The organism is Lacihabitans sp. CS3-21, assembly GCF_024343675.1.
Lineage (GTDB): Bacteria > Bacteroidota > Bacteroidia > Cytophagales > Spirosomataceae > Leadbetterella.
In genome coordinates this window covers 113,232-126,029 of record NZ_RJUD01000002.1, presented here as the reverse complement: position 1 = coordinate 126,029, position 12,798 = coordinate 113,232, and the positions used below count along the sequence as shown (strand labels likewise).

12 protein-coding genes are annotated in these 12,798 nt (G+C 37.1%); 7 read left to right on the top strand and 5 right to left on the bottom strand.

The annotated features are described in order from the left end of the window. Positions 1–42: 42 nt before the first annotated feature. The 5 genes from EGI24_RS01830 to EGI24_RS01810 form a co-directional block, all read right to left on the bottom strand. On the bottom strand, positions 43–345 hold the full coding sequence (locus EGI24_RS01830) for a ferredoxin (RefSeq protein WP_255046527.1): 303 nt from the start codon (positions 343–345) through the stop codon (positions 43–45). 224 nt (positions 346–569) lie between these two features. Beyond that, positions 570–1,307 carry a shikimate dehydrogenase gene (locus EGI24_RS01825; RefSeq protein ID WP_255046526.1) on the bottom strand — a complete coding sequence of 246 codons (738 nt, stop codon included), beginning with the start codon at positions 1,305–1,307 and terminating at the stop codon, positions 570–572. Beyond that, positions 1,304–1,951 carry a VTT domain-containing protein gene (locus EGI24_RS01820; RefSeq protein ID WP_255046525.1) on the bottom strand — a complete coding sequence of 216 codons (648 nt, stop codon included), beginning with the start codon at positions 1,949–1,951 and terminating at the stop codon, positions 1,304–1,306. The genes EGI24_RS01825 and EGI24_RS01820 overlap by 4 nt, the downstream gene beginning before the upstream one ends. A gap of 3 nt (positions 1,952–1,954) precedes the next feature. Further along, positions 1,955–2,779, bottom strand: coding sequence for a phosphosulfolactate synthase (locus tag EGI24_RS01815; RefSeq protein ID WP_255046524.1), 825 nt, complete (start codon positions 2,777–2,779; stop codon positions 1,955–1,957). A gap of 153 nt (positions 2,780–2,932) precedes the next feature. Beyond that, on the bottom strand, positions 2,933–4,273 hold the full coding sequence (locus EGI24_RS01810; protein WP_255046523.1) for an MFS transporter: 1,341 nt from the start codon (positions 4,271–4,273) through the stop codon (positions 2,933–2,935). Between the two features lie 128 nt (positions 4,274–4,401). Here EGI24_RS01810 and EGI24_RS01805 point away from each other — a divergent pair, with 128 nt between their 5' ends. From EGI24_RS01805 to EGI24_RS01775, 7 genes are all read left to right on the top strand, one after another. Continuing rightward, positions 4,402–5,793: a BamA/TamA family outer membrane protein gene (locus EGI24_RS01805; protein ID WP_255046522.1), complete on the top strand. Its 1,392-nt coding sequence runs from the start codon at positions 4,402–4,404 to the stop codon at positions 5,791–5,793. Positions 5,794–5,874: 81 nt separating this feature from the next. Further along, the gene (locus EGI24_RS01800; RefSeq protein WP_255046521.1) at positions 5,875–6,339 is read left to right on the top strand and encodes a hypothetical protein; all 465 of its coding nucleotides are present in this window, start codon (positions 5,875–5,877) and stop codon (positions 6,337–6,339) included. Positions 6,340–6,439: 100 nt separating this feature from the next. Then, positions 6,440–8,281 (top strand): DNA mismatch repair endonuclease MutL, encoded by a 1,842-nt coding sequence (gene mutL / locus EGI24_RS01795; RefSeq protein ID WP_255046520.1) that lies wholly within the window; start codon positions 6,440–6,442, stop codon positions 8,279–8,281. 56 nt (positions 8,282–8,337) lie between these two features. Further along, complete coding sequence (locus EGI24_RS01790; RefSeq protein ID WP_255046519.1) at positions 8,338–8,997, top strand: rhomboid family intramembrane serine protease; 660 nt, start codon at positions 8,338–8,340, stop codon at positions 8,995–8,997. Positions 8,998–9,030: 33 nt separating this feature from the next. Continuing rightward, a complete protein-coding gene (locus EGI24_RS01785; protein WP_255046517.1) occupies positions 9,031–9,930 on the top strand; it encodes a rhomboid family intramembrane serine protease in 900 nt (299 codons plus the stop codon). 64 nt (positions 9,931–9,994) lie between these two features. Beyond that, positions 9,995–11,923 carry a 1-deoxy-D-xylulose-5-phosphate synthase gene (dxs, locus tag EGI24_RS01780; protein ID WP_255046516.1) on the top strand — a complete coding sequence of 643 codons (1,929 nt, stop codon included), beginning with the start codon at positions 9,995–9,997 and terminating at the stop codon, positions 11,921–11,923. Beyond that, the gene (locus EGI24_RS01775) at positions 11,920–12,717 is read left to right on the top strand and encodes an AAA family ATPase (protein ID WP_255046514.1); all 798 of its coding nucleotides are present in this window, start codon (positions 11,920–11,922) and stop codon (positions 12,715–12,717) included. The genes dxs and EGI24_RS01775 overlap by 4 nt, the downstream gene beginning before the upstream one ends. Positions 12,718–12,798 lie beyond the last annotated feature (81 nt).

The window sequence follows — 12,798 nt, the reverse complement described above, 5'->3', positions numbered from 1 at the left end:
AATAGAATAGAAAAATCAGGCACCAAAATAATTTCTTTGAAATTAGGCAATCACCAATCGCTCCACAGGCTCATTGCCCACCAAGTGCTTCTCAATAATCTCATTTACATCTTCGGGCGTTACAAAGCCATAAAAAACTCCCTCAGGATATACCACCACCGAAGGGCCCTTTCCACAAGTATCCAAACAGCCCGCTCTTTGAGCTCTAATTTCAATATCTAACCCTTTCGATTTCAATCCTTCTTTAAAAGCATTCACTAGCTCCATTCCTCGCTCGCTTCCACAACATTTCTTAGGAGCTTCTTTGTCATTCGTACAAACAAAAACGTGTTTTGTATATTTCATTTTGCTATTTTTTTATATAACGAAGTTTTAAATTTCTTTACAATAATCACCAAAAACCTACCTCGACTTCTCTAATTAGCAGAAAATCTATCCCGGTCCCTCTCCAATAACCACTTCGTGACCTCTCCGTTGCAATTTCATTCAGACTATCATTTGAATTTCATTGTGATCAGTGCCAGTTAATAGTAACCAATTGACTAATAACAAATCCACCAATAACCAACTCACGAATTCCAAATCTCCCAAGATTTCTCTGCTTGATACACCAACATATCATAGCCATTGATAGTATTGGCTCCATTTGATTTAGATTTTTGGAGAAATTTCGTTTCTGATGGATTGTAAACCAAATCAAAACAGAAATGCCCATTTCCTATATTTTCATAATCCAAATCTGGAAAACTCGTAACATTTGGGTAAGTACCCAGTGGTGTGCAGTTGATAATCAATTTAGATTCTGCTAAAAGTTCATTGGCTTTTCTATAATTGATGGTATCGTCAGAGGCTCTTCTTGAAACCAATTTATACTCGATTCCCATATCTTCCAAAACCACACAAACCGCTTTGGCAGCACCTCCATTACCCAATACCAAAGCTTTTATACCTTTAGCATTTCCAAGAAATTCTTCTAATGATTTACGAAATCCGAAGTAGTCAGAATTGTAGCCTTTTAGTTTTTTATTGTCTAAAATCTTTATCACATTCACTGCCCCAATGCGTTCTGCGGCTGAATCTATTTCATTCAAAAAAGGCTTGACAGCAACTTTGTATGGAATAGTGACATTCAAACCTTTCAAACCCTCCGTATTTTTAACAATATTCTTTAGCTCAACAATATCTTCGATTTCATACAAATTATATTGATGATCGTCTGAAATACCTAAACTCTGAAATTTTTCTGTAAAATATTTCTTAGAAAAAGAATGAGAAAGCGGAAAACCTACGAGGCCAAAATTTTTCATGCTTTGTTGAGAAATTTAACTTTGATGAACCCCCAAAGCATAGGCATAATTGAAACGAAAACAATTCCTAAAACCACTTTTTCGAAATTATCTTTCACCCATACATTGTTGCCTAATAAATAACCAACCATAGTGATGCTCGTTACCCATAATACAGCACCTATCACACAAAAAAGAATATATCTCGAATATTTCATGCTGGCTGCACCCGCTACAAAAGGAGCGATGGTACGAATAATAGGCATAAATCTTGCAATTATCACTGCTTTCGGCCCATGTTTTACATAAAACTCCTCTGTTTGCGTAATATATTCCCGTTTTAGAAAGAGTATTTTGTCTCTTGATTTTATAAAATCACTGAATCGCCTTCCTACAAAATAATTGACATTGTCTCCTAAAAGAGCCGCTAGAATCAATAAAGGAATAACTATCGCTATGTCCAGCTGTCCAGTGGTGGCAGCCAGTAAACCTACAGCAAAAAGCAAAGAATCACCTGGTAATAAGGGCATTACAATAAATCCAGTTTCTACAAAAATAACCAAAAATAGCAAAGCGTATGTCAGCTTATCGTACTCGGCTAAGAAACCCTCCAGTGTGGTTAATGGATCTTTTAAAAACTCCAACAAAAAATGTATCAATTCCATATGTTAGTCGTCTTGTCTGATTCGGTCGTCCTGATAATATCTACCTAATTTATATTTTTGTTTCACCTCATCTGTCAGAAAAGTAGCAAAAGTATCTCCTCTCAAGCCCAAACGAATGGTTTCTAAAGGTATAATCTCATTCGGAGCAATGTTTCCAAGGTTTACGTTGGTACCCACCAATTTCACAAAATATACTTGTTGTGATTTTTGTGGGGCTTCCCAAATGATATTTTCGGCAGAAATGGCGTGAATTATTTCGTCAACTAAACCTTGTCTTACTTCGCCAGAACTTCTATAAAGACCAATATTCCCACCTTCACGTGCCTCACCAATTACTTTCCAGGCACCAGCTTCTAGTTCAGCCTTCATCATTTCAATCCATTTATATGGAGCAAAAATCTTTTCGGCGTCTTTAGAACCCACCTCAGAAAGCACCTTTCCTCTTTTAGCTAACTCCTTGATATAGTGGCATTTTTCGTCATGAGGTAAGGTAATGGAGCCATCAGAAACCTCTGCATGTTCCAATCCGAACTTATCCAAAACACGCATGTAGTCTTCAAATTGACCACGTACCACAAATGCCTCGAACAAAGTACCTCCGAAATAAACAGGTATATTGGCAGATTTGTAAATAGCGAGTTTTTCATGTACGTTAGGGGTTACAAAAGATGTAGCCCAGCCTAATTTAACTATATCAATGTAGTTTGATGAGATGCTCAGCATGTCTTCGGTCTCTCTGATACTAAGGCCTTTATCCATAACCATGGTAAGACCCTCATTTCGAGGTTGAACCGTACGCTCGGGCACTTGCGAAAGCGAGTAATTCATTTTTTCTATATATTTTTATATTCTAAAATAAAATACAAAAGTACGAAAATGCACCATTGTATTTATGACTTACAACAATTTAATGACCATTTAAACACAAAAACCGTGATTACACCATAGAATCACGGTTTTTTCCTATTACAATATCTATTATTAATGGCCACCACCAGACATCGGAATATTTCCGATATCCACTTTATTGTCTGACTTTATCAGCAATGTGGCCACCGCCGAAATCAACAACAACACACCTGCAAAAGTTATGGCCTTTCCTGGATCATTATTCAGGAAATTCTTTAAAATATAGCCAAATGACAATGTTTGAATGAGCATGGGTATTACAATCATCATATTGATAATACCCATATAAACGCCGTATCTTTCCTTCGGAATGGCACCCACCACTATTAAATAGGGTATTCCCATCATACTGGCCCAGCCTATTCCAAAGCCAGTAATGGCTGGAAACAGCAGGTATTTATTCTCTATCATCGGAAAAGCTAAAAACCCCAACCCTGCCAGAACCAAACAAAATGCATGGACCATTTTTGGAGAATACTTTTTTGCAAAATAAACCAAACTAAAGGCCACTAAAAACATCACTATATTGTACCAGCCATTTACCAATCCCGACCAACTAACAGCTTCATTATAAACAGGATTGTCTTGATAAACATTGGTTTTCCAAACAGATTGAGCAATACTTTTGGCTGAATTTTGCCAATAACAAAACAAGGCATACCACTGAAAAAGATACACTAAGGCTAACTGCCACATCACTTTTGGCATTTCCATAATTGCTTTTGGTATTTCTTTAAATGGTGTTAACAGGCTCAATGGGGAAGATTTCATTTCAGCCAATTCTTCATCTGTCGGCGGTATTTCAGCGGTTGTACGCATACTCCACCAAACCGATCCTACAGAACAAATTGCTCCTAAAAAAAACGATGCATAAACCCATGTAGGCAATGACCCCTTTGTCCCGAGAAATATCATCGGAAAGACAAAAATGGACAAATTGACCAAGGTTTGACCTAAACCCGTAAAAAAACTTTGAGCCTGAAAACCAGTGGGTTGCTGAGAAGAATCGAGCTTATCTGCTATAAATGCCCTATAAGGTTCCATCGCAGTATTGTTCCCTACATCCAAAAGCCACAAAAGACCGGCTGCCATCCAAAGTGAACTACTAAACGGATAGAGAAACAAGGCCAAACTGCACATAACTGCCCCTATAAAAAAATAAGGTTTTCTTCTACCAAACTTCGGCGACCAAGTCTTATCAGACATTGCTCCAATTATAGGTTGAATCAAAAGACCCGTCATTGGACCAGCAAGATTCAAAATCGGAATTTGGTCAGGGCTGGCTCCGAGCATGTCATAAATGGGATTTACAGCACTCTGTTGCAGTCCAAAACTATACTGAATGCCGAAAAATCCAACGTTCATGTTGATAATGTTGGCAAAAGTAAGCTTGGGTTTAAAGTTCATATTCATAGGTTCAAATGTTAGTATTTTTACAAAACAAATTAAAAAAATTATATTCTAGTTGATTCTTTTGAATATTTATTAAAATATAATTGAGTAATATTGTGATTTGGCTGGTAGTGGAATAGATTTGAAGAATGAAGATTGGAAGCGTAAAAAGTATCATAGCTCTTGTTTTGATTGCATTGTTTTGCGGAAACTTATCTGCCCAAAACCTTTTGAAAATTAGGAAAATAGAAGTTTCAGGTAATTCAAAAACCAAAGAGGAAATCATTCTCAGAGAGTTAAACTTTAAACTGAAAGACAGTCTATCTGCAACCGACATTGAAAAATATATAGAAAAAAGCAAGCAAAATCTCATCAACACCAATCTTTTCTTAACTGTAAATATTCTTTATAATTCTAGCGACCAATTCATTGATGTTTACATAGCTCTAAAAGAAAGATGGTATTTGGTCGTGCTTCCAGAGGTATTATTAGCGGACAGGAGTTTCAACGAATGGTGGTATGAACGCAACCGCGACCTTACTCGACTAACCTATGGCATCAATGCCAAACACTTTAATCTCTCGGGAAACAACGACCAACTGAAAGCCAAAATAATGGGTGGTTTCATACCTTATTTTGAGCTGTCATATGCCAAACCGTATATTGACAAACGCAAACGCATAGGCATTAGAACTGGCGTTTTTTATTCTACGCAACGCACCATGGCCTACAGAACATGGAATGATAAACTTGACTTTTTTGTTAGCGAAAAACGGATGAGAGAGCGTAAGGGAGCCATTTTTGAACTCAGACTCCGAAATGCCCTTTATCATTTCCATGCTATCAACTTGGGCTACACCAACACCACACTGGCCGATACCATTACAAGGCTCAATCCAAATTATTTTGAGACCAATACAAATAACCAGGAGGTCTTTAGTTTTACCTATGATTACCGTTTTGATCAACGTGACAACCGGCAGTATCCATTAAAAGGTCGATTGTTGTATACTCAACTTAGCAATTTTTATGTCAAAGGTGGTTATAACCAAACCAATATTTTTGGATTGTATTCATTATTTCAACCGCTAAAAAAGTCATTATTTTGGGAAAGTAGTGCAAGGGTAAAATTCTCAAATCCTAAAAAACAATACTATCCTTTAATTACAGGTTTGGGATATTCAAACAATTTAGTAAGAGGATACGAACTTTATGTAATTGATGGTCAACACTACGGTTTATGGAAAAATACACTGAAATATGAATTGTTAAAAAAGGAATTCAATCTTAAAAAATTCATAAAACTATCACAATTCAGCACGCTTCCTTTGGCCATTTACCCCAACGCATATTTTGACATTGGATACATCAAAAACTATTATCCAATTTATAGCAATTCTAAATTATCCAATATACTCCTAAAAGGTGGTGGATTTGGCCTTGACCTTGTGACTTGGTACAATAGTAACGTCAAAATGTATTATTCAATAAATCAAATGGGTGAGAGAAAATTCTTTTTTGGAATCTCTAGAGATATCTAAAAAGTATATTAATATTTTTTTTAAAAACCTTTTTATTAGTAATTTAGCGGTGTTTTTTCTAACCAACCTGTAACTAGAAACTTGAGTACCTTAGCCTTAACCTACCCTAAAAAAAGGAGCGTAAATGCTTCGATTTCTAAACTAGCCAATAAAATTTTCGGCAATTCCGAAGGAGTTTTTCGAGGATTTGAATTTGGACAGGACTTAGATGAGATAATTTTAAAAGAAAAATTCAAAGTTTTCGAAAGAGAAAAAGACTACGTTGGCGTGTCATTTACTAACTCCAAGATGGAAACTATTGATATTTTGTACTTTAAAAACATTTTCAATAAACTTGAAAAAATCCAAGTTGATATATACTTAAATTCCGAGGAAGAAAGCAACGAATTATTTGATTTTGTCTTCTATCAAATTTTTGAAAAACGTGGGTTTCCTATTCCAATAAAACTTGGCTATTGCTGGAACAGATTAAATGAGCCCAAAATATCTCTTTCAAAAGTAAATAACAAAATTGAACAAGGCATTTTGTTGATTTTCGAAAGATAATTTTTTGCAGGTTTTGTGCAAATAGAAATACTTTTGAAATGCTATTCGGAATTTACTGCCAAATTTCTGACCTTTGCCATTTAATTTTTATCAAAAATAAATGGATGTAATAAGACTTCTTTCTGACTCAATCGCCAACCAAATAGCGGCCGGCGAGGTAGTACAAAGACCCGCTTCAGTGGTGAAAGAACTCATGGAAAACTCCATAGACGCAAAAGCGACTTCTATCCAACTAATTGTAAAAGATTCCGGAAAAGTACTAATTCAGGTGATTGACAATGGCTTGGGAATGTCTCCAACCGACGCCCGAATGTGCTTTGAAAGGCACGCTACCTCAAAAATAAAAGAATCGGCTGACCTGTTTAATATCCGGACTATGGGCTTCCGTGGCGAAGCATTGGCTTCAATTGCAGCAGTAGCTCAAGTAGAACTTAAAACAAAAAGAAGCGACGACGAACTTGCTACCTTAATAAAAATTGAGGGTTCAGAAGTAAAAAGTCAGGAGTTTATTCAAAGCCCACAAGGCACAAATTTGGCCATTAAAAATCTTTTTTTTAATGTTCCTGCTAGACGGAATTTCCTAAAAAGCAATCCTGTGGAAATGAAACACATCATTGAGGAGTTTCAGCGGATAGCATTGGCACACCCAGAAGTACAGTTTTCACTTTTTCATAACGAAATAGAAATCTACAATCTTCCAGAAGCCAAGCTGAGTAAGAGAATCGTCGACGTCCTAGACAAAAGCTACCGCGACCAATTAGCTCAATGTCAAATAGATTCTAGTTTTATTAAGATAAATGGATATGTGGGCAATCCTCAAACTGCAAAAAAAGCCCGAGGTGAACAGTTTTTCTTTGTAAACAAACGATTTATAAAAAGTAGTTATTTACACCATGCTGTTACTGGGGCTTTTGAATCTACAATTCCTCAAGGTTCACATCCCTTTTACGCACTTTTTATTGAGATTGACCCGAGCCACATCGACATCAATATTCACCCTACCAAAACAGAAATTAAATTTGATGACGAAAAAGCCATTTATGCCATATTGAGATCAGCAGTAAAACAAGCCATTGGTGTATATAACCTCACACCAAGCATTGATTTTGAGGCTGACATAAACATCGGAAATTTCATTAATACTTTGCCCTCAAACCCTAACTTTAGGCAAGATTCGGGCAAATCCATCTCTGCTTTTGAGCGAGAACCAAAATCTTTGGCAGAAATTAACGAAAAGAGCAATCGAAACAATTGGGAGAAACTCTTTGAAGGATTTGGGCCGAAAATTAATCAAGCGGAAGACGAACCGCAGCAATTGATTTTCAGTAGTAAAGTGAATAGAATTGAGGAGATTGTCCAGCTTCCCAAAGACGGCACAGACATTAACGCCATACAAGTTCACTTTCAGTTCATTATCGCCCAAGTAAAAAGTGGACTCATGCTCATCGATCAGCAAAGTGCTTATGAACGAATTTTTTACGAGAAATACTTAAAAGAAATCAATACACATCCGAGTGCTTCGCAACAACTATTGTTTCCGAAAACCGTTACTTTAACAGCCATAGATTATGCGATGAGTTTCGAAATCATAGACATGATCAGAAACATCGGTTTTAATGTAGAGGAATTCGGACAAAATACGTACTTGATCAATGGTGTTCCGAGTCAATTTATGGATGAAGACGAAGGTATGCTATTTAAAAGCATCATTGAACAATACAAAATCAACGAAAATAACCAGAAAATGGATAAAAAAGAAGCTTTGGCAAAAACGCTTGCGAAAAGAAACGCTACCAAAATGTCCAAACCTCTCACAAAACCCGAAATGTCTGGCCTGATTAATCAGCTTTTTGAAACCTCCATGCCTTCAGTAAGTCCAGATGGCAAACCTGTAATGCGTATATTAAGTTTAGAAAAAATAGCTACCTTGTTGTTGAATTGATGAGTTTTGAACCAATTACAAAAGAAAAAACTTTAACTATCAAAAACTAAAAAAATATGTTTGACCGAATAACACCCATGGTGAAAAACCTTTTGATTATAAATATTGCTGTGCATGTATTTGCTGGTTTGTATTCAACTGATTTTATTCATCAATATTTTGCATTTTTCAATCCACTTTTACCCAACTCTCCTGAATTACTCAACCCATTGTTTAAACCTTGGCAGTTTGTGAGTTATATGTTTCTTCATGGTGGCCTAGGACATTTGTTTAGTAACATGTTTGGACTTTTTATATTCGGTTCGGCACTCGAAACATTTATGGGTTCTAAGAAGTTCTTGATATACTATTTGATTTGCGGAGTTGGAGCAGCATTTTTAAATTCTGCTTTAGATTACTACGAAATGTCAAATATTTCGGTTGATAGCATTGAATATTTAAGACAAGCACAAATTCCAATGGTGGGAGCTTCGGGAGCTATTTTCGGTATTTTGATGGCTTTTGGATTTCTTTTCCCTAATGTAGAGATGATGTTGCTGTTTTTTCCGTTTCCTATTAAAGCCAAATATTTTGTTGCAATGTATGGCGTATATGAATTGGTACAAGGTACAGCAGGCCTTCAATCTGGCATAGCACATTTCGCACATTTGGGCGGATTGCTCACTGGATTTATTTTATTAAAGTTTTTTGGCTTTTCGAAAAGAAATTATTATTAAATTCGTATTCGTTTTCGTTCAATACCATAGCTAATGAGAAGCGTATTTTTAGACATATTGAATGCTTTTAAAAAAAATAACAATCAAATCATCCAATTGATCTTGATTAATATTTTTGTATTCTTATTTCTGGCACTTCTTAATTTCAGTTTTAAATTCTTGGCTGACCCAAATATCTACCATGCGTTTGTTCAGAAAAACTTTTACGTCAACTCCTCATTTTTAGAGCTTATCAGAAGGCCATGGACATTAATTGCCTTCCCATTTACCAACTCGGGTATCTTAGATGTCTTATTTAATGGATTAGCTCTATTTTGGTTTGGCAATATCCTGGTTGACTTTTTAGGTGGACGAAAAACCATGATAATCTATATCACCGGTGCTATTTTCTCGGTGTTCTTTTACATGGGAGTTTGGTCAATTTTGCATATCTTAAATCAAAACACTGGAAATCCATCTATTCTTTACGGGTCATCGGCCGGTATTTATGCAGTGATGTTTGCAGCTGTAGCATTATTACCCGAATATGAGCTAATGTTTTTTAGATTTTTTATAAAACTAAGAATCTTGGCCATCGCTTTCTTGGTACTGTCTCTATTGCTCAACCCTCATGCAGGTGTTTTAAACTTAGGAGCCGCAACCTTCGGATATCTCCAAGTCAAATTTATGAGAACAGGCCTCAATGTTACACAACCTATAGAAAACTTTTTCATTTGGCTTTCTAATTTAAGTAAACCCAAGAAGAAAGTGGTAGTAAAAAAATACAGTTCAGTAGGAGAATATAGTGGGGGACAATTTTTTGATGACAACAATATCCCTAATCAAGAGGAAATAGATTATCTTTTGGATAAAATAAACAAAGGTGGCGGGTACGAAAGTTTATCCAAAGAAGAAAAAAACAGATTATACAGGGCTAGTCAACGAAAAGACTAACTGATGAAAACAAATTAAACATTTTGGCTTTTGTAAAAGTTAAAATGAAATAAATAAACGCTATATGCTAATTACCCAGGGCGATCTTCTAAAAGACATCAATCTGCCAGAGGATTTGAAAAAACTTAGGCCAGACCAAATGCATCAGGTTTGTCAGGAATTGAGACAATATATTATCGATATGGTTTCGGTCCATGGTGGTCATTTTGGTGCAAGTTTGGGAGTGGTTGAGCTTACGGTAGCCTTGCATTATGTTTTCAACACACCTGACGACCAACTCATTTGGGATGTTGGACACCAAGCCTACGGACATAAAATTTTAACTGGAAGAAAAGAAAAATTCTATACCAATCGCATTTATGGCGGCATTTCTGGTTTTCCTAAAAGAAAAGAAAGCGAGTACGATTCCTTTGGTGTAGGTCATTCATCCACATCTATATCTGCTGCTTTAGGCATGGCAATGGGTTCTATGCACAATGGAGAAAAACACCGTCAACATATTGCAGTAATTGGTGACGGAGCTCTTACAGCTGGACTAGCATTTGAAGGCATGAATCATGCAGGTTCCATTGAAGATGCTAACTTGCTGATAATTCTCAATGACAACTGCATGGCCATAGACCCCAATGTGGGTGCATTAAAAGAGTATCTAACAGATATAACTACTTCAAAAACCTACAACAAGGTAAAAGATGAAGTCTGGAATCTCTTAGGTAAGATGAGTAAATTTGGTAAAAGTGCCAGAGACATTGTAGCCAAAGTTGAAAACGCTATGAAAGGTGCTTTGCTCAGCCAAAGCAATTTTTTCGAAGCACTTAATCTGAGATATTTTGGTCCGATAGATGGCCACGATATAGATCATTTGGTAGCCGTACTTAGAGATATGAAAAATATTCCCGGCCCAAAAATATTGCATGTACTTACAGTAAAGGGCAAAGGTTACGCCCCTGCTGAACTAGACCAAACCAAGTGGCACGCACCTGGTCTTTTTGACAAGGTAACGGGCGAAATTAAGAAAAAAATTATCACGCATCCAACTGCTCCAAAGTATCAGGATGTTTTCGGTCATACTATTGTAGAATTGGCAGAGAAGAACCCAAAAATAGTGGGAATTACACCTGCCATGCCTTCGGGTTCTTCTTTAAACATTATGATGAATGTTATGCCCGATAGAGCTTTTGACGTAGGAATAGCAGAGCAACATGCTGTGACCCTTTCGGCTGGAATGGCCACTCGTGGACTAACTGTTTTTTGTAATATCTACTCTTCTTTCATGCAAAGGGCGTATGATCAAGTCATTCATGATGTTTGTATTCAAAATTTGCCTGTAATATTTTGCTTAGATAGAGCTGGTTTTGCTGGAGCAGACGGACCAACACACCACGGTGCCTACGATATTGCTTTTATGCGTTGCATACCCAATATGGTGGTAGCTTCACCGATGAATGAAGAAGAATTACGAAACTTAATGTTTTTGGCTCAATCTGATGATTTCCAAGGTGGTAGCGAATCCATTACACTTAGATATCCAAGAGGTGAAGGCGTTATGCCTGATTGGAGAAAGCCGTTCTCAGAAATAAAAGTGGGAGAAGGCCGCAAAATAAAAGACGGTGAGGATTTGGCCATTCTGAGCTTTGGCCCGATTGGCAATGAAGTTACCAAGGCCATTGATATTTTAGAGCCCGCAATGAGTATTGCTCATTACGACATGCGTTTTGCCAAACCATTGGATGAGGTATTGTTGCATGAAGTTTTCGAAAAATTTGACCACGTAATAACAGTCGAAGACGGTTGTTTACAAGGTGGAATTGGCTCGGCCATTTTAGAATTCATGGTGGACCACAATTACTCAGCAAAAGTAAAACGCTTGGGCATTCCTGACAGATTGGTAGAACACGGCGAGCAATATCAGCTTTACGCTGAATGTGGCTATGACGCTGCTGGTATTGTAGAAACCGTACGTTCTCTTCAAATTCAAGGTCATTTGGCATGATTTTACAAAGTTTTGGATTAAGAAATCTACCTGAAACGGAGGAGTTTCCTTTTAATCTCGAACTTGTAAAAAATCTTCCTTATATATCATTAAAAAAGCCTGTTACGTTTTTTGTAGGTGAAAACGGTTCTGGGAAATCCACACTTCTAGAGGCCATTGCTTATGCCTCGGGTGTACCAACAGCCGGCGGAATTAGTATATCCGACGATCCCCTGATGGAACCTGCACGAGATTTGGGCAAAATGCTTTCATTGAGATTTATTGAAAAAACCAACCGTGGTTTCTTTGCACGAGCAGAAGATTTTATTGGTTTTGTAAAAAATATCTTGCGAAGCATTGCAGAGTTAGACGCCGAAATTAAGGATATCAAAGAAACTTGGACGGGCGGAGACATCAACTTGGCCCTAAGTCCTTTACTAAGCGAAAGAAAAGAAATAACCGACCGCTACACCGAAAACTTGGACGCCATGAGCCACGGCGAAGGTTTTTTGAAATTTTTCAATACCCGCATTACTGGCAAAGGCCTTTACCTCATAGACGAACCCGAGGCCGCACTCTCCCCTGCCCGACAGTTGAGCTTGATAGTCTTGATTCAAGAAGCCGTTAAAAACAAAGGTTCGCAATTTATCATAGCCACGCATTCGCCCATTATCATGGCCATGCAAGAAGCTCAAATTCTACATTTCGAAAATAACGCTATCAACGAAATCAGTTACACCGAAACCCCACATTATCAACTCACCAAGGCATTTCTGGATAATCCAGAGCGGTATCTGAGGGAGTTGGAAGGTTAAAGAATTTGCGATTTGCAAATCGCAAATTCTCAAGTTTGTCAAAAAAAAAGCCACTCAAAACTGAATGGCTTCATTAATAAA